15 protein-coding genes are annotated in these 17,337 nt (G+C 48.9%); 6 read left to right on the top strand and 9 right to left on the bottom strand.

Annotated features, from left to right (window positions below; translation table 11 throughout):
- Window positions 1-243 (top strand): hypothetical protein (locus tag JTN23_RS25210; protein ID WP_247237894.1); only part of this gene is annotated, 243 nt, incomplete at its 5' end.
- 159 nt (window positions 244-402) lie between these two features.
- Here JTN23_RS25210 and JTN23_RS25215 read toward each other — a convergent pair.
- The 4 genes from JTN23_RS25215 to JTN23_RS25230 all read right to left on the bottom strand — a co-directional run bounded on the left by JTN23_RS25215 (window position 403) and on the right by JTN23_RS25230 (window position 4,340).
- A complete protein-coding gene (locus JTN23_RS25215; RefSeq protein WP_247237895.1) occupies window positions 403-2,049 on the bottom strand; it encodes a hypothetical protein in 1,647 nt (548 codons plus the stop codon).
- A 160-nt stretch (window positions 2,050-2,209) separates the two neighbouring features.
- The gene (locus tag JTN23_RS25220; protein WP_247237896.1) at window positions 2,210-2,899 is read right to left on the bottom strand and encodes a response regulator transcription factor; all 690 of its coding nucleotides are present in this window, start codon (window positions 2,897-2,899) and stop codon (window positions 2,210-2,212) included.
- 7 nt (window positions 2,900-2,906) lie between these two features.
- Window positions 2,907-4,151, bottom strand: coding sequence for a sensor histidine kinase (locus JTN23_RS25225; protein ID WP_247237897.1), 1,245 nt, complete (start codon window positions 4,149-4,151; stop codon window positions 2,907-2,909).
- Between the two features lie 6 nt (window positions 4,152-4,157).
- Entirely contained in the window at window positions 4,158-4,340 is a 183-nt protein-coding gene (locus JTN23_RS25230) for a hypothetical protein (protein WP_247237898.1), read from the bottom strand.
- 274 nt (window positions 4,341-4,614) lie between these two features.
- Between JTN23_RS25230 and JTN23_RS25235 the strand changes: the two genes are divergently transcribed.
- The 3 genes from JTN23_RS25235 to gcvP all read left to right on the top strand — a co-directional run bounded on the left by JTN23_RS25235 (window position 4,615) and on the right by gcvP (window position 9,251).
- Window positions 4,615-5,871, top strand: coding sequence for a metallophosphoesterase (locus tag JTN23_RS25235; RefSeq protein WP_247237899.1), 1,257 nt, complete (start codon window positions 4,615-4,617; stop codon window positions 5,869-5,871).
- 99 nt (window positions 5,872-5,970) lie between these two features.
- Window positions 5,971-6,195 carry a hypothetical protein gene (locus tag JTN23_RS25240; protein ID WP_247237900.1) on the top strand — a complete coding sequence of 75 codons (225 nt, stop codon included), beginning with the start codon at window positions 5,971-5,973 and terminating at the stop codon, window positions 6,193-6,195.
- A gap of 179 nt (window positions 6,196-6,374) precedes the next feature.
- Window positions 6,375-9,251, top strand: coding sequence for an aminomethyl-transferring glycine dehydrogenase (gcvP, locus tag JTN23_RS25245; RefSeq protein WP_247237901.1), 2,877 nt, complete (start codon window positions 6,375-6,377; stop codon window positions 9,249-9,251).
- A gap of 105 nt (window positions 9,252-9,356) precedes the next feature.
- Here gcvP and JTN23_RS25250 read toward each other — a convergent pair whose 3' ends face one another.
- From JTN23_RS25250 to recQ, 3 genes are all read right to left on the bottom strand, one after another.
- Window positions 9,357-10,211, bottom strand: a complete 855-nt coding sequence (locus JTN23_RS25250) for a pirin family protein (RefSeq protein ID WP_247237902.1) — start codon at window positions 10,209-10,211, stop codon at window positions 9,357-9,359.
- Window positions 10,212-10,430: 219 nt separating this feature from the next.
- Complete coding sequence (locus tag JTN23_RS25255) at window positions 10,431-11,630, bottom strand: AbiH family protein (RefSeq protein ID WP_247237903.1); 1,200 nt, start codon at window positions 11,628-11,630, stop codon at window positions 10,431-10,433.
- 108 nt (window positions 11,631-11,738) lie between these two features.
- On the bottom strand, window positions 11,739-13,940 hold the full coding sequence (gene recQ / locus JTN23_RS25260; RefSeq protein ID WP_247237904.1) for a DNA helicase RecQ: 2,202 nt from the start codon (window positions 13,938-13,940) through the stop codon (window positions 11,739-11,741).
- 104 nt (window positions 13,941-14,044) lie between these two features.
- Between recQ and folK the strand changes: the two genes are divergently transcribed.
- On the top strand, window positions 14,045-14,530 hold the full coding sequence (folK, locus tag JTN23_RS25265) for a 2-amino-4-hydroxy-6-hydroxymethyldihydropteridine diphosphokinase (RefSeq protein ID WP_247237905.1): 486 nt from the start codon (window positions 14,045-14,047) through the stop codon (window positions 14,528-14,530).
- A 110-nt stretch (window positions 14,531-14,640) separates the two neighbouring features.
- Here the strand turns inward: folK and JTN23_RS25270 are convergent, their stop codons facing one another.
- On the bottom strand, window positions 14,641-15,225 hold the full coding sequence (locus tag JTN23_RS25270; RefSeq protein WP_247237906.1) for a YdeI/OmpD-associated family protein: 585 nt from the start codon (window positions 15,223-15,225) through the stop codon (window positions 14,641-14,643).
- A gap of 99 nt (window positions 15,226-15,324) precedes the next feature.
- On the opposite strand from JTN23_RS25270, the gene JTN23_RS25275 reads away from it, so the two are divergent.
- Window positions 15,325-16,323, top strand: coding sequence for a Gfo/Idh/MocA family protein (locus tag JTN23_RS25275; protein ID WP_247237907.1), 999 nt, complete (start codon window positions 15,325-15,327; stop codon window positions 16,321-16,323).
- 3 nt (window positions 16,324-16,326) lie between these two features.
- Here the strand turns inward: JTN23_RS25275 and JTN23_RS25280 are convergent, their stop codons facing one another.
- Complete coding sequence (locus tag JTN23_RS25280; RefSeq protein WP_247237908.1) at window positions 16,327-17,283, bottom strand: nucleoside hydrolase; 957 nt, start codon at window positions 17,281-17,283, stop codon at window positions 16,327-16,329.
- Between the last annotated feature and the right edge of the window lie 54 nt (window positions 17,284-17,337).

The raw sequence follows: 17,337 nt of genomic DNA on the forward strand, positions 1-17,337 counted from the left end.
AACAGAGAAGTTAAGCCCCGCACCGCCGATGATACTGGGTCTTCGCCCGGTAAAGTAGGTAGCCGCCACACCCTATCAAGCTACAAGGAGCCGCAGCACTCGCTGCGGCTCCTTTGCTGTTTATATATACCACCACTGCATTTCGTCAACAGCAATAGAGGGCTCTTCCCAAAGGGAGAAGCCCTTTTTCTTTATTATTCTTATTTTGCTGGGCTTGCGAAAGTACTTCCACTTCTCTTCTAAGGCTTGGGAATGATCTGTTAGAAGGCTTTTAGAAGAAAAAAATGTCTGATGAATCAGGTTGTGAAATGTAATAAGTCAATAGAGGGGGCTTAGACTGATTTTAATAGTCGGTATCAATCGGTTCATTGTATACTTCAGCTGAAAGTAAATTTTAAAAACTTATAGCTTGTAATTAGGTGAAATAAGAATACTTTTTGGCTGGCTATTATCAATCCAGCAAATCCTTAGCTGGTATTTGTCCCGAGGAATCTTCAAAGGAAAGAAACCTGAAAACGTACGGCTTGCTTGGTTGAAGTACTTATGCATCCAGTTGCTTTTATCATGGAGGCTCACTACATAGCATTTCGTTGAGTCGCTGTGTCTTTGCAAGGTCAGGAATACCCTGTCGTAGGGCAAAGTCTTTGGGGCGTTCTGAATCTCAATATCAAGTAATGGATATCTATGTTGCATAAATGATCCACTGCTTTGCACTTCTTTGGAGGTCACTGTAATAGAGGGAGTATAGGCCGAACCTTTCTGCCAGGCATTGATCGTACTATTGTCAAAGAACTGTGGTAAGTGATAATGTTTAAAGAAGTCTTCAGGCGGATCAAAAGAATTCTGGTGCAAGAAGATCCGGTGAGAGGTATAGTTGTAGGTATCTGCTTTTAGTTCTTGTTTTAACAGAATCACCGCTTTCTCATATTTCAGATATGAGAACACACTTACTATACAACTTGTAGCCATAACTAGTATAACATGAGGTCGAGTAAGAGGTACAGTGCGTATTATGAGGAAATAAAATAGTAATACAATGGATACCGAGTAAACCTGAAATCGGATAGCCATCATTTCCTCGATTCCTGCGTAGGATCTTCCAACAGCTATCATGCAGCTGGTTGCCAGAAGTCTCAGAAAACAGATATCCAGAAGGTCAAGCTTCACCGAAGCTAGCCAGTCTATTCGAAACTGATGCCCTGCAGTTTGATTGAGGTTTTTGTATATAAGTGAGACGATAAAGCTTAGCAGAATCAGGCTCCCCAAAAAGATAGATAATGCTATGGCGTAGGTATCTGAGAATATTTTGGCAAATGATCCTACAAAAGCGAAAAAGCTTTTAAAGATCGTAAATAGGGAGGCTCGGGAGAAACTTACGCTTGTGGCATTAGAGAACCGGAAGTCAAAGAAGTAAATACTTAGCCATAGGGCAGAGATAACTGTAAATAGGATACTCTCTCTATACCGACGCTGTATAAACAGCCAGAACAGACCAAGAGGTAGTACGCTTAAACCATCCAGATTAGTGAGAGTAGAAGCTAGTGCAAAAGGCAATGACCAGTACCAGTTGGTATTTTTCTCTTCCTGAAGAAAATACAGGCTAATCAGGGAGAAAGCCAGAGCTAAGGTATACTGAAATGAAGTGATACTCCATAAGTGTACGGCATAGACGATAGGGCAGAATAGTAGTATGACTACTGGTAAGAAAAGACCTATACCTCTGCGGAAGGAAGTATAGACGAGGAAAAAGGCATAGGCTAGTATAACAAGGTTGAAAAAGCCCAGAAGTATGGTGTATCTGAAGTTAATCTGGCCGGTATAGAAGTATACAACCAGCATGCCCAGACGAGAAAAAAGAATCCGATGATCATTCTGCTGTCGAAAAAGTATTTCGATGGTGTTAGCAGGAGTGTCTTTAATATCATTGATAGTAGATATGAGATCCATATCGTCCATCAGGGGTACATTCAAGGCATGTTTATAGAGGTAGGCAAAGAATATAAAGATGGGAACGAGGAGGAAAGCCCCTTTCACGAGGTACGCCTTCATAGTAAGTGTATGCAGTGTGTTTTAGATCTATGATACATCTATGTTCTTTTTCTCTGAGGTAGGGGCTAAATCAGGCACTATACCCTAGTAATAGCGTTCAAAAGTACTAAAAAGGAGAATGGAGATTTATAAAGCACTACAGGAGAAGGTAAAAAGAAAGCTACCAACTCAAACGAAATCCAACGCCGTGGATATTATCGAGACGAATGGAGGGATCAGCGGAGAGGTACTTTCTGATCCGGGACAAGAAGACGTCCAGGCTACGCCCTTTAAAGTAGTCGTCGGTCCCCCAGATGGCATTGAGCAACTCTTCCCGCTTGATCACTTGCCCCTGCCGCTCGGCAAAGTACTTAAGTACCTCGGCCTCCCGATAAGTCAGGGTATGATGTACAGAGTTATTGTGCAGCGTGAGCTTCTTGAAGTCAAAGGTGTAGTTGCCAATGGACTGGGGATCATTCGTGTTATTGGAAATTGGGCGCTCCTTCTTACTCCGCCGCAGAAAAACCTCTATCCGTAGCATGAGTTCCTGAATACTGAAAGGCTTGGTGATGTAATCATCGGCTCCTAGCTGAAACCCCTGGATTTTATCTTCCGGTAGAGAGCGTGCCGATAAAAACAGAATAGGTACTTCTGCATCGGCCTTACGTATAGACTGCGCGAGGGTGAAGCCATCCATCTGGGGCAGCATAATATCAAGTACGCACAGATCGAAATGATCCTGGTGGAAAGCGTCCAGGGCTTCCTGACCATCTGTGCAGTGGATTATTTCATAATTGTGCGCCTCCAGATTATCCTTTGTCGCAAAGGCAAGGTTTGGATCATCCTCAACGTAGAGTATGCGTGCTTTCATTAGTGGATTATTTCTTCGGAATAAAAATCCTGAATTCACTTCCCTGTCCTATCTCACTATCCAGCTCGAGCTTCCAGTGGTGAGCCTTGACAATCTGACGTACGTAGCTAAGCCCGATCCCGAACCCTTTTACATTATGTATATTCCCGTGGGGCACTCTGAAAAACTTCTGAAATATCTTTTTGTGGTACTCCGAAGCAATACCTATGCCATGGTCCTTTACGGCCAGTACTAGTTGATTACCCTGGTCAAGGGTATATACGTGTACTTCAGGCTTTTCGGGTGAATACTTAAGAGCATTATCAATAAGATTGTTGACAATATTGCCAAAGTGAATAGCATCCGCATGAATGTACGGCGATTTGGCTTCCAGATGTAGCTGTACTTTACCGTCGTAGGTACGTGCTACGGATTCAATGACCTGATGGGCATCCAGCCATTCTATATTGAGCTCGAGCCTTCGGCGCTCGGCTTTGGCCATATTCAGTACTGTTTCTACCTGCCGCTGGAGCCGGATAATCTCTTCCTGAACTATCTGTACATAGCGTTTGTGCCGATCGGGCTGGCCCAGGATGGCAGGCGTATTAAGTACATCAGCCGCTATACGAATGGTAGAGATAGGCGTCTGGAGCTCATGCGTCATGTTATTGACGAAGTCACGCTGTACCTCGGAGAGCTGCTTTTGACGAAGGATCACAAAAAGCGCGTAGGCAAAGAAGCTAAGGGCTATCAGTACTACCAGGGAAGATACCAGCCATCCATCCATATTTGCGGTGAGGTCCTTTACCTGATTCGGAAAGCGCACACTAAAGTAGTAAGGGTACTTGTCTGTCTTGATCCAGCTGGATGTGGAAGTAGGTGCCTTGTCGCTATTGTGGCTGCTGAGCGACATACCGTAGCGGATCTGGTGGGTATTGCAGTCGTAGATCCCTACTTCAAAATCAGTGATCAGATCGTGTTTCTGGAAAGATGACTTTAAGAAGTGCTCCAGTACATCGGGCTCCGTGGTGGAGTTGGTATTGACCAGGAAGTAGGTAGGCGAAAGCTGCTCTACCGGATTGGCACTGAGCATCACACCATTCATACGGGCCAACTGTTCGGCTACATCACGCAGAGCTACATGGGCACGCTGATAAAACTGGCGCTCGCGGACGTCCAGCGTTTTCTTGACCCAGTAGATCTGCGTGACTATTACCCCGATAATGGATAAAGCAGAGAGTAGTACCAGCCACCGTATGGTTCGCCTGCGCATAGGTACTTAGTTTTCGCTATTCATCCCCTTGATCGACTCGTAGTCGCTCTTGAGCCGGCCTACTTCCCTGGCCAGAAATGACTGGAGTTGGCGGTTAAAGTCAGCTTTATCGTCTTCCGAAAGGGATGCGTAGAGATCTTTAAGTTCCTGATTGATAGCGGCACGCTCTTCTTCTGAATGGGCATTCATAGAGCGGATATGGTATTTTTTAAAATTATAATCTGCCATAATTGATTGTTATTACTACTGTCGAAGCTTTCACTGGACCTTCACATGTATTTAAGAGCTTTTACAAGTACTTCTCCTTAACGAAGCTACGAATAATATCCTTTTACCCTCTCAAACTTACCGTTTATGTACCCATAGCTTCATTGAAAAAGATTATAACAGGCTTGGGGTCATACAATGAACAAGAAACTTCAGCTCAACGTTTATTTTCCTATATACCCATTTAAGTAACCCCATGAATCGTTCCTTATTTTTTATAGTACTTACATTTATATTCATTGCCATTGACTGGTACGTATGGCAAGCCTTAAAGGTAGTTATTCGCTCTTCATCACCCACTGTGCAGCGTTGGGTGAGCGGATTATACTGGGGCTTTACCGGCATTACGCTGATCTCCTACATTTTGATTCAGTTTGCACCACCCGATATGTTTGGCCGTGCTACGCGCAGTTTTGTGCTCTCGGGTATTGCCATTCCGTATTTCGCTAAGATATTCGCTGTTATATTCCTGCTGGTCGATGATGTACGTCGGCTGGTTCAGTGGATTATTAGTTTGTTTGTACCCTCTGTGGCCGGTGCTCCTGCTGACCCGCAGGTACCGCGCATTCCCCGCTCCGAGTTCATGTCGCAGGCGGCTTTGGTAGCCGGTGGAAGCCTCTTTGGTACATTTGCCTTCGGCATTCTCTCCGGAGCCCACGACTACCGCATCCGCAGGGTGAAGGTTCCTCTTAAGAATCTACCCAGCGCCTTCCATGGTATGCGTATCGCTCAGCTTTCGGATATTCACTCGGGTAGTTTCTTTAACCGGACTGCCGTAAAAGGTGGAGTAGAAATGCTACTGAAAGAAAAGCCCGACCTGGCTTTGTTTACAGGGGACCTGGTCAATGATAAGGCTGAGGAGGTAAAGGATTACATCGAGATATTCGGAAAAGTAAAAGCTCCGCTGGGAGTGTACTCGGTACTGGGAAACCACGACTACGGCGAATACGTCAACTGGGCCAGCATAGATGCGAAGCGGCAGAACCTGCAGAACCTTATGAAAGCCCACGGTACCATGGGCTGGCGGCTACTACTGGATGAGCATGTACCTATACAGGTAGATGGCGAAGAAATTGGTCTGATCGGGATTCAGAACTGGGGAATGGGCGGATTTCCGAAGTATGGAAATCTGGCGAAGGCCCACCAGGGAACTGAGAAGTACCCGGTTAAGCTACTGCTGTCACACGACCCCAGCCACTGGAACGCGCAGGTAACGTCACAGTATAAGGATATAGACGTAGCTTTTGCCGGACATACGCACGGGATGCAGTTTGGTGTGGAAATAGGCGGCTTTCAGTGGAGTCCGGTACAGTATCGTTATAAGCAGTGGGGGGGGCTATACGAGCAGGATGATCAGTACCTGTACGTCAATCGGGGCTTTGGGTACTTAGGCTATCCGGGCAGGGTAGGCATCCTGCCGGAGATCACGATCGTCGAACTGGTAAAAGCATAGGCTTATCAACTAATCTAATCTATATTTGGAATAATATCAGGAATGCGTACGTTGAATAACAAATGCCTGATGATAAACCGGATACTAAACTTTCAGATCATGAAGAATAAAGTACTTGTACTCCTGCTAACTGGGCTGATGGCCGGAGGGTATAGTATGGAGTCGTATGCGTCCTCTGTAACGGCGGTCACCAAAAGCGAGCTTTCTGAACAAAGCAATACGGGTAAGAAGCGGAAGCGCTATCGTGGTTATAAAAAGCCCCGGAACAAGAAATTCCTGGGGATATTCAAGCGTCGTAGCTCCTGCGACTGCCCGAAGCACTAAGCCCCTTATATAATTTTTCTAATAAGTAGTTTCGGCTCTGCCTTCTGCAAACTTACCGCCGAAACTATTTGTTATATCAGCATTGGTAAGCATACCAACTATTCTCATCGGGATTCGTTGGATTTGCTTACTTTTGTGTTTATAAACATTTTTACATAGGCATTTTCTGTCTCAACTGCATGAAAATCAACCTCCATTACCAAGAAAAATTCGAAGATCGGCACCACGGCAAAGATAATGATGAGTTGCAGGAAATGCTGAATACCGTAGGAGTTAGCTCCCTCGATGAACTCATTGAACAGACGGTTCCGTCGGCCATACGGCTTACCAAATCTATCAACTTACCACAGCCAAAATCTGAGTACCAGTTTTTGCAGGATTTTAAGCGGCTGGCGCGTCAAAACACCATTTTTAAGTCTTACATAGGTACTGGCTATTACGATACCAACATACCTAATGTAATCCTTAGAAATATTCTCGAGAATCCGGGTTGGTACACGGCCTACACGCCCTACCAGGCGGAGATCGCGCAGGGACGTTTGGAGATGCTCCTGAACTTCCAGACCGTAGTAACGGACCTGACCGGAATGGAGATCGCCAATGCTTCTCTATTGGATGAGGCTACCGCTGCCGCCGAGGCTATGACTATGCTGTACAGCCTGCGCGCCGCGGCCAAAAAAGGAGCTGATACCTTCTTTGTATCCGAGCGCTGCCACCCCCAGACCATTGATTTGCTTTATACCCGCGCTACACCCATTGGTATCAAAGTAGTAGTAGGTGATCACCAGACTGTAGATCTGACCAGTGCTAACCTATTTGGCGTGCTGGTGCAGTACCCGGCTTCGGATGGAGAGGTATTTGATTATACTGATTTCATAGCCTCAGCGCACGAGCTGAATGTAACGGTAGCCGTAGCGGCTGATCTGCTGGCCCTGACACTGCTGAAGTCACCCGGTGAAATGGGTGCCGATGTAGTAGTAGGTTCCGCACAGCGCTTTGGGGTACCTATGGGCTACGGTGGACCGCATGCCGCGTACTTTGCTACTAAGGAGGCGTACAAGCGTCAAATACCCGGACGTATCATCGGAGTATCGGTAGATGCCGAGGGTAACCGTGCCCTGCGTATGGCGCTGCAGACCCGTGAGCAGCACATTCGTCGCGAAAAAGCTACGTCCAATATTTGTACCGCTCAGGTACTACTGGCCGTGATGGCGGGTGCCTACGCCGTGTACCACGGCCCCGAAGGGTTGAACAAGATAGCTACCCGTACCCATGGGCTTACCAAGCTATTTGTAGAAACAATTAAGAAGTTTAACTACAACGTTCTTACCACTAACTTCTTCGATACCGTTACGATCCAGACGCCTCTGGCTGGTAAGATCCGCCAGGAGTCTCAGAAGTGGGGTATCAACCTGCGCTATACCGGCGATGACCGGATTGGTGTTTCGTTTGATGAGGTAAAGACCTTTGGTGATACCCTTGAGCTCCTGAACCTGTTTGCTGAGGTATCGGGCTTCCAGGGTGAAATGATAATTGAGGAGGAAATTGATATTGAACTGCCCGATAACCTCGCCCGTACGTCGGAGTACCTGACACACCCGGTATTCAATACACATCATACAGAGCATGAAATGCTCCGGTACCTGAAGACACTGGAGAATAAAGACCTGTCGCTGGTACACTCCATGATCTCGCTGGGTAGCTGTACCATGAAGCTCAACGCTACGGCCGAGATGATACCCGTTACCTGGCCGGAGTTTGGTAAGATGCACCCGTTTGTTCCGCAGAAGCAGGCGCAGGGCTACAAGCAGATGTTCCAGGAACTGAACGACTGGCTGTGTGAGATTACCGGATTCGCGGCTATGTCGCTGCAGCCTAACTCAGGTGCTCAGGGCGAATACGCTGGACTCATGGTAATTAGAGCTTATCACGAAAGCCGAGGTGATACGCACCGCAACGTAGCACTGATCCCTTCGTCGGCTCACGGTACCAACCCTGCCTCCGCCGTTATGGCTGGTATGAAGGTAGTGGTAACTAAGTGCGACGAGCGCGGGAACATTGATGTAGAAGACTTAAAAGCCAAAGCCGCGCAGTACAGTAATGAACTGTCGTGCCTGATGGTAACGTATCCTTCTACCCACGGGGTATTTGAAGAAAGCATCAAAGAGATCTGTGCACTTATCCACGAGCACGGTGGACAGGTGTACATGGATGGAGCCAATATGAACGCGCAGGTAGGTCTTACTAGTCCGGCTACCATTGGGGCGGATGTGTGCCACCTCAACCTGCACAAGACCTTTTGTATTCCTCACGGGGGTGGTGGACCGGGTATGGGCCCTATCGGCGTGGCGGAGCACCTGGTGCCTTTCCTACCCGGACATGCCGTGGTTAAGATTGGTAATGAGCAGGCTATTTCAGCCGTTTCGGCGGCTCCTTACGGTAGCGCCAGCATCCTGACCATTTCGTACGCATACATCGCTATGATGGGTGGTGAAGGCTTAACAAATGCCACCAAAATGGCGATTCTAAATGCCAACTATATCAAGGCTCGTCTGGAAGGTCACTATCAGGTACTATATACAGGTACTAACGGTCGTTGCGCTCACGAGATGATCGTAGACTGCCGTCCGTTCAAGGCCGCGGGTGTAGAGGCCGAGGACCTGGCGAAGCGTCTGATGGACTACGGCTACCATGCACCTACGCTTTCTTTCCCGGTAGCGGGTACGCTCATGATCGAGCCTACTGAGTCGGAGTCGAAGGCTGAGCTGGATCGCTTCTGTGATACCCTGATTGCGATTCGTAACGAAATACGTGAAGTAGAAGAGGGGAGTGTGGATAAGTCAAATAACGTGTTGAAAAATGCGCCGCATACCGCTCGCGTGGTACTGGACGACAACTGGAACCGTCCGTACAGCCGCGAGAAGGCAGCTTTCCCGCTGTCGCACCTGCGCTTCAACAAGTTCTGGCCGAGCGTAAGCCGTGTGGATAGTGCCTACGGCGACCGCAACCTGATCTGCTCGTGTGTACCCATCGAAGAGTACGCTGAAGTATCGTAGGAGGAAAACGCCTAATATATAGCAATTCATAAATAGAGAAGCCCGGCCAACAGGTCGGGCTTCTCTATTTATAGCTAATAGCTAACACCTAAAAGCTAACAGCTACTACCCATTCCACTGGCCGAATTTGCCGGCGCGGTAGTCGCTGTAGGCTTCCATGATTTCCTCCTGCGTATTCATCACAAAAGGTCCCTGCGCTACTACCGGCTCGTCAAAGGGCTTGGCGTGACCGAATAGAATCACGCTATCTGTAGTGGCTTTTACCTGTATCTCCTCTGCATCGTAGTTAAACTCTAGTAGTTGCAGAGCTTCTACCTCCTGATCATTAACAGTAAGCTTGCCGCGTACAACGTAGAAGAAAATAGAATGATCGGCAGGTACCTGTGCCTTAAACACGCCACCGGGCTGGAAGTATATTGTACTCATGAAGATGTCAGTCATGGGGCTGAAGGCTCCCTTTTGTCCCTCCCATTCTCCTGAAATAAGATTCAGCGTCACCTTACCTTCATCTAAGCTGAGGCTGGGGATATCTTCTTTCTGAAGACCCTTATAGGCAGGCTTGGTCATTTTGAGGCGAGCCGGGAGGTTGACCCACAGCTGCAGGATCTCCATATCGCCGCCGTTCTTCTTGAACTCTGTCGATGACACTTCGGCGTGGATGAGGCCGCTGCCGGCGGTCATCCACTGTACCCCTCCGGCATTGATCACACTTTCGTGGCCGCCGGTGTCCTTGTGCATGATATCTCCTTCCAGAATGAAAGTAACCGTTTCCATCCCCCGGTGCGGGTGCGGTCCGAAGGGCAGACCATTGTTATTAGGCCGGTACTTCTGCGGACCGTGGTGATTCAGGAACAGGAAAGGATCAATCTGGTCCAGCGACCGCGACGGCAGCGGTGAGTACGTAATCAGGTCGCTGATGGGGGCGTAGTGGGCGGTGTGTATTTTCTTAATGCTTCGCATGCTTGGGTCTGAGTAAGGTTTAGAGATGTACTTACTCTTTAACGGCTTGGAGCCGGGTTGAGTTTTGGCTGGTGGGGTAGCTTCGGCTGAATTTCATGCCGTTGTTGGAGTTATCTCCAACAACTTTTGTTATATTTTCAGTGGTAGCTGCTCAACATGGTGTGCCGGAGGTACCTGCTTCTTGTTGGTATTATCACCAACAAGGGTTAAAAAAGACAGCTAGGCCCATCCTCGTATTGTATTGGTTTGGTCAACTACACGTGAACGCATCAGCTTTTTGTCTTTGAAACAACGATAGATGTTCGTGTAAATAGACATATCATTTTCATTGTGAAGATAGGGCTGGATCGAAACGCAGTTCTCGTGCTCAAACAGTGTATTCAGAAGTGTCCTGTCGGTGTTAGAACAGGAGTGGCCATAAATGATGATATCGAATTGACCCGCATCTGAAAAATCAATGACTTCTCGGTAGTAAGGACTGCGTGTATAAAGGACGGATTTTATGTGCCTTAAAAATTCATCATTTAATGTTTCAAGAAGGGCTTGATTTTCATCCAGTTCGTCACCATAACCAAATATGAGTGAGCGGGGATTGTTATCATTTAAGTCGCCGTGAATATACCTTAATGATGTTGTAACTCCGACTCTGCTATTATATTCTAAGTCGCAAGCATCGATTGCATCAAAATTAACTTCATTAAAAAGGTAGTTTTGTATGGTAGAAGTGTAGTTGAAACTTAGAAATAGCACGTTTTCTAACCTTTCAGTTACATGGTGCCTGGAGATTAGTGGAATCTCTCCATAAGTTGGAATAAAAGTTTGATTCACCCTCCACTCTCTCAACGGCTCCGTTAACAGCCGTGAAAGAATTGACGGGTCTAATGTATTGGGGATCGTAATTTGTTCCTTTAAATAACTATATAGTAGCTCTATAATTTCTCCAAGATCTTTATTCAGCCTCTCGACAGTATAGTCATTAGGGATAAACCCGTTTCTGGTTGGGGCTTTGCCCAACATAATATTAGTTAGAACATCCTTATAGTCGTTCTCAAAGCCACCCCATGTTGCAATATTTGAGCTATTAAATACATAGCCAAGTAACCAATTTGTGCATGACACCTGAGCCCTATACCTCCTGCCATCATCATATTCTATCCACAGCCTATCCCACAGCTCTTCCCAAGAGCTAAATGGTTCTTTAGTTATAGAATAAGCCTGTATAGGCTTTATATTATAGAGATGAACGGAATCTTGAGGTGTTAAATAAAAAAGTTTGTGTCCCCTAAGTCTCTGTTCTTCACTATTAGAGTTCAAGAAATCAATAAACTGGGCACTTAGATATCTTATAAAATCCCGGTAACCAGTAGCAAGTCCATGGGCTATATCAAAGCCGTTTCCTAATATTACTATTCTGTTCATGATCTTCTTTTAGAGGGCTTATTTTAGTCAATATCTTACTTTTTGGGTAATATTTTACCTTCCCGCCGTTGCTGGTGTTAACACCAGCAACGGCGGAATGAAGCCTCTCTACCCTTCCCCCTCTTCCTGCCAGATAGCTATCGCCAGGCGTATCTGCGCGTAGTCGTAACGCTCCTCGAGGTGCTCAAATAGTGGCGTTACCGGATCACCATGCTCGTAGTTGATGGCCCGCACGCCGTCCATGATGGCCAGGTAGACTCTGTCAGGGATCATGTCGCGCAGCTTTACCCCGTGCCCTTCGTCCCGTAGCTTGATGAGGTGGGCGGCGATGGTGGAGGCACTGAGGCCTCGCTGCTGAGCCATATCGTCCAGGGTATATCCGTCTTTGTACAGTTCCAGCGTGTGGAGGTAAGTCATGCCTTTCACCCTTTTTTCGGGCTTTGGTTCAGCTCCTTTGCCCTTAAATTTTCCACTCTCAATGGTACCTGATTCCGGATTCTTTTCAATAAAACCTACTATTTCGTTGATGAACGCTTCGCCGTAGCGGCGGTATTTTTCGGTACCTACACCGGCCACGGCTTTCATCTGTGCTTCCGAGATGGGCTTTTTCTGCGCCATCTCTGACAGGGTCGCATCGCTGAAAATCACGTAAGGAGGTACGGCCAAGGCATCGGCCATCTGCTTACGGAGCAGGCGCAGCCGCTCAAACAGGGCGTCCTTGATGATCTCCTGCTTGGGTTTCTCCTTCGGTACTAGTTCTTCCTCTTTGGCTTTTCGCTCCGCAATCGGGATAAACTTCACCAGCTCAGGCTTATGCTCACCTTTAAGTACCTGCCAGCTAAGCGGATTCAGTTTAAAAACGTGGCCTTCGTCGTAGGCGATGTCCATGACGCCCAGGTTGAGGAGCTGCCCCAGGTACTCGGCCCACTCTTCCCCCCGCAGGTCGTGGCCGACGCCGAAGGTAGGTAGCTTGTCGTAGCCGTGGTGTAGTACGTTGCGGTTACGGCTGCCCCGCATTATATCAATGAGCATACCCATGGCTATGCTTTCTTTGGTACGGGCAATGGCCGAAAGGGCTTTTTGAGCAATGGTGGTACCGTCGAAGCGGGTACGCGGGTTGCGGCACACGTCGCAGTTGCCGCAGTCTTCCAGAATGGCTTCGTTGAAGTAGCTGAGCAGAATACGGCGGCGGCAGATATCGGCCTCGGCGTACTGCTTCATGCGGTTGAGCTTGGCCTGCATCAGCTCCTTCTGCTCCTCCGACTGTCCCGAGTTTAGGATCATGTCCTGCCGGGTGATAATATCCTGGTAGCTGTAAAATAGTACCGTTTCGGCGGGTGCGCCATCGCGTCCGGCCCGACCTATTTCCTGATAAAAGCTCTCTACGTTGGAGGGTAGGTTGTAATGGATAACCCAGCGCACATTAGACTTGTCTATCCCCATGCCGAAAGCAATGGTCGCCACGATAACCTGGATATCGTCGCGCAGGAATTTCTCTTGTACGTCGGAGCGCTGGTTGGCGGTGAGGCCGGCGTGGTAGCACTCGGCCTTGAAGCCCGCGTTCTGCAAGCCAGCGGCTACGGTTTCGGTAGCTTTACGGCTGAGGCAGTAGATGATACCCGGTTGGTTGGGGTGCTTCTGGAGAAAAGCCTGGATTTGCTGCAGACGCTTACGTCCAGGAAGTACCGTTAAGCTCAGGTTGGGCCGGTCAAAGCTGGACACGAAAGTCCTGGCCTTTTCCGAACCTATCTGCTTCAGGATATCGCGGCGCGTAACGCGGTCGGCGGTGGCGGTCAGGGCTACGACGGGTACATCGGGGAAGTGCTGCTTTAAAGCGGTCAGCTGGCGGTACTCAGGCCGGAAGTCGTGCCCCCAGGATGATATACAGTGTGACTCATCAATGGCAAACAGCTTCACGTTCCACTCACGCAGCGCCTCAAATGTATTGCCCGAGAACAAGCGCTCAGGAGCTATATACAGGAGCTTCAGTTCGCCCAGCTTGGCTTTCCACAGTACCGAGTCCTGCTCATTGCCGGAGAGGGACGAGTTGAGGTAGGCGGCACTGACGCCGTTACTGCGCAGGGCCTCTACCTGATCTTTCATAAGGGCGATAAGGGGTGAGATCACCACCGTCAGCCCATCGCAGAGGAGGGCCGGAATCTGGTAGCAGATGGATTTACCACCGCCCGTAGGCATGAGTACCAGGCAGTCTTTACCGGCTAGTACAGTATCTATGATTTCTGCTTGCTGGGGACGAAAAGAGTCGTATCCGAAGTATTGTTTAAGCGCTTGTTCTTTGGTGAGGGACATGGCAACTGTCAAAAGTACTACTACACAAACCAGGGCGGGGGTAGTTAAATTCCCGCTTTCTTCGGTAATTTACCCCCCAATCAACCCCCTAAATTACAAAAAAATTGGCTACTATATATCTACTTCTTGGCGCTAATCTGGGCGACCGGCTAAGTACCATACAACGTGCTGCGACACTCATTGGGGAGCGCGTCGGAGCGGTCACGAAAGGGTCGTCGGTGTATCAGACGGCACCCTGGGGCGTGGAAGAGCAACCGGCTTTTCTGAACCAGGCGCTGGTGGTGGAAACAGCGCTGGCGCCCGAAGAGGTATTACGGCACCTGCTGGATATCGAGCACGAGCTGGGGCGAGTCCGGTACGAGCGCTGGGGAGCCCGCGATATTGATATTGATATGCTGTACTACGGCCATCTGGTAATGGATACCGCCCGCCTGACCCTGCCGCACCCCCGCCTGCACGAGCGACGCTTTGCCCTGGTACCCCTGGCCGAAATAGCCCCAGACTTTGTGCACCCGGTGCTAGGCGTGGAGAATGCTACGCTATTGAAACAGTGTCCGGATGAGGGGGAGGTGAGGTTATTTAGTGAATGAGAGAATGAGTGATTGAGAGAATGAGTGATTGAGAGAATAAATAAATTTAAATACTCTGTGTACCTCTGTGCCATTACTCCTTTTTCCTCTGTGGTTTGAGAACTTTTAAGCTAAAACCTAACAACCTTCTCCCGCAGCGTCTCTACTATCTTCTCTAAACGCCGCTGGCGGGTTTCTTCTTTTTTTGCACTGGTAATGGATTGGATGTACTCCTTGCGCTGGGTGTAGGTGAGTTTGTCAAATACCTCGTTTAATTCGTGCTGGGTCAGGTGCTGCTGGAGTACGTCAGGTACTTCGAGCGTGCGGCTGGCCGTAGCGATGGTGACGCCGTCACGGTTGAGTTGGGCGGCTTCCTTGAGGTAGTCGATGAGCTGAGCTTCATTGATTTCACTGATGTCGCGGTACTGGATCATGCGCATCTTCTCGTTGTCAAGGCCATGGGTAAACAAGCCGTGACGGTCCGACATGGCGGCACCCTTGTAGAAATTCATGGAGGTATGACCTTTAAGGGCCCACAGCCCGCATACCATGCCGTTAAGGTTGAAGTTGGGTCCCCACTTCCAGTCCTCCTTGACGTCTGGAATGCTCTCGTGAATCAGCTGGCGGACACGGGTCAGAATAGCCTGCGCGAAGGGAGCAGCTTCGCTGATGTAGGCGTCTATACGTTGGGAAGCATCGGGACGGATGGTAGGCATGGTGGATTTGGATTAGTGTACAAAAGCGGATAGCTTGTAGCCTTGATTGTAAAGAAACACTATTTCAGAAGTCTCACCAAATCTACCTATACCCAATCTATGAATCCTATTCGTTGGGGCATACTGGCCCCCGGCCGCATAGCCCATAAGTTTGCTCAAGACCTTGTAAAGTCACCCAATGCCCGCCTTACGGCCGTAGGCTCTCGTAATCTGGAACGGGCGCAGGAGTTTGCTAACGCCTATGATGCACCCTACGCCTACGGCAGCTACGAAGAACTACTTACCTGCCCGGAACTGGATATTGTCTACATCGCTTCCCCCCATATAGGTCACTACGAACATACCATGCTGTGCCTCAACGCAGGGGTGGCAGTGCTGTGCGAAAAGCCTTTTGCCATGAACCGCCGCCAGGTAGAGGAGATGGTACGGACGGCCCGGGAAAAGAAGGTATTCCTGATGGAGGCCCTGTGGACCCGCTTCATGCCCGCCACCCTTAAGACACTGGAACTGATAGAGCAGGGGGTAATCGGGAAGGTACTGGGGGTAAAGGCCGACTTTGGCTTCAAAGGTATCTACGATGTGAATAGTCGCCTGTTTAGTCCGACTTTAGGAGGAGGAGCCTTGCTGGATATTGGTATCTACCCGGTATTCTGGTCATACCTGAACCTGGGTATGCCCACGACCATCAAGGCCTCAGCTATATTCAGCGAGACGGGTGTGGATGCCTCGAATGGCATGGTGATGACCTACGGAGAGAAACAATTTGCCTTCCTGGATTCCACGTTCATGGCTAAGACTGCCTGCGAAGGATGGGTATACGGCGAGAAGGGAAATATCAAGGTACACGGCCGCTGGCACGAGAGCCAGGGCATGACGCTGGAGCTATACGGCGAAGGACGCGAGGTGGAAACGCAGGTATTCAACTTCGAGCGTGATACCTGGGGCTATGGGTACGAAATAGAGGCCGTGGGCCGGTGCCTGTCGCAGGGACTGACCGAGTGCCCCGAATGGTCACTGGACCACAGCCTGGACCTGATCCAGCTGCTCGACAGCATTCGTAGCGAAATGGGACTCCGCTACGAAGCTTTCGATGCATGATAATTAATACCGTCCGAGATTTTGTCTGAGGTACACCTCCATGAGGCGTTTGAGGAAGCCTTCTTTATCAATGGAGACACCAATCTCTCCGTTAGGCGTTTTGCTTTCGTCCATGCGGGTGTACCCTTCGTTATCCACAATCACATGCATAGGCTTGGTCTTGAACAGGTCCGGCCATAGTACCATACCTACCGCCACGGCGTCGTAGAGCGTCGGGTCCACGTTATAGTTCCAGAGGCTATGTAAGCCCAGAATACCATTGGTCAGCGGACTCTGACGGTACAACATTTTCTCGCGGTAAGCCTTATCCGCCTTTACGAAAGTAGTGATGTCGAGTCCGGCGTAGGTGATGTTGATGCCGCTGTTATTCACAAAGGTCTTGGCTGATTCGACGTCGGCGACTACGTTCCACTCCTTGTTGATGGTGGGGCTGTAATTGTAGCCAATGTAGAACGAGCCAAACATAGCATACACCTTCTTCGCCATTTTCAGCGCCTGTGGGTCTTTCTTGATTACATCGGCCATATTGGTCACGGGACCTACCGATATCACTACTACTTCGTTGGGGTACTTCCGGATCTGCTCAATGATAAAATCAGCGGCGGGCTTCTGGATGGGCTTCACTTTATTGAATCCTTTGGACCAGTAAAACTGGTCGGCGTACCAGTTGGCGCGTTCGCTGGTGCTGCTGGTATTGCGACCCACGGCTACGGGTATCCGCTCCAGACCTAATTCATAGAGCATCTTGCAGGCCATTTCGGCGCGGTCGTTGGTGCGGCCGTAGGTGGTGGTGATGCCCAGTACATCAAATTGATCATTGGCTACTACCAGCGCCAGCGCAAAGGCGTCGTCAATATCGTCACCTAAGTCACAGTCGAAAATTACTTTTTGTTTGGTCTGGGCAAAGGTGGGAGCTACCATGAGTCCTAGAAGAAAAGAAAGAATAGCAATACGTAACATGGATAAAGGTTATTGGGAAAAAGTAAAATAGATTATAAGTTCGCCGGATTAAGT

The sequence above is a fragment of the Telluribacter roseus genome, from assembly GCF_017355915.2.
Taxonomy (GTDB): Bacteria; Bacteroidota; Bacteroidia; order Cytophagales; family Spirosomataceae; genus Telluribacter.

Coding starts and splice junctions, on each gene's coding strand:
- JTN23_RS25215 (WP_247237895.1), bottom strand. CDS start 2,049: ATGAAGGCGTACCTCGTGAAAGGGGCTTTCCTCCTCGTTCCCATCTTT.
- JTN23_RS25220 (WP_247237896.1), bottom strand. CDS start 2,899: ATGAAAGCACGCATACTCTACGTTGAGGATGATCCAAACCTTGCCTTT.
- JTN23_RS25225 (WP_247237897.1), bottom strand. CDS start 4,151: ATGCGCAGGCGAACCATACGGTGGCTGGTACTACTCTCTGCTTTATCC.
- JTN23_RS25230 (WP_247237898.1), bottom strand. CDS start 4,340: ATGAATGCCCATTCAGAAGAAGAGCGTGCCGCTATCAATCAGGAACTT.
- JTN23_RS25235 (WP_247237899.1), top strand. CDS start 4,615: ATGAATCGTTCCTTATTTTTTATAGTACTTACATTTATATTCATTGCC.
- JTN23_RS25240 (WP_247237900.1), top strand. CDS start 5,971: ATGAAGAATAAAGTACTTGTACTCCTGCTAACTGGGCTGATGGCCGGA.
- gcvP (WP_247237901.1), top strand. CDS start 6,375: ATGAAAATCAACCTCCATTACCAAGAAAAATTCGAAGATCGGCACCAC.
- JTN23_RS25250 (WP_247237902.1), bottom strand. CDS start 10,211: ATGCGAAGCATTAAGAAAATACACACCGCCCACTACGCCCCCATCAGC.
- JTN23_RS25255 (WP_247237903.1), bottom strand. CDS start 11,630: ATGAACAGAATAGTAATATTAGGAAACGGCTTTGATATAGCCCATGGA.
- recQ (WP_247237904.1), bottom strand. CDS start 13,940: ATGTCCCTCACCAAAGAACAAGCGCTTAAACAATACTTCGGATACGAC.
- JTN23_RS25270 (WP_247237906.1), bottom strand. CDS start 15,225: ATGCCTACCATCCGTCCCGATGCTTCCCAACGTATAGACGCCTACATC.
- JTN23_RS25275 (WP_247237907.1), top strand. CDS start 15,325: ATGAATCCTATTCGTTGGGGCATACTGGCCCCCGGCCGCATAGCCCAT.
- JTN23_RS25280 (WP_247237908.1), bottom strand. CDS start 17,283: ATGTTACGTATTGCTATTCTTTCTTTTCTTCTAGGACTCATGGTAGCT.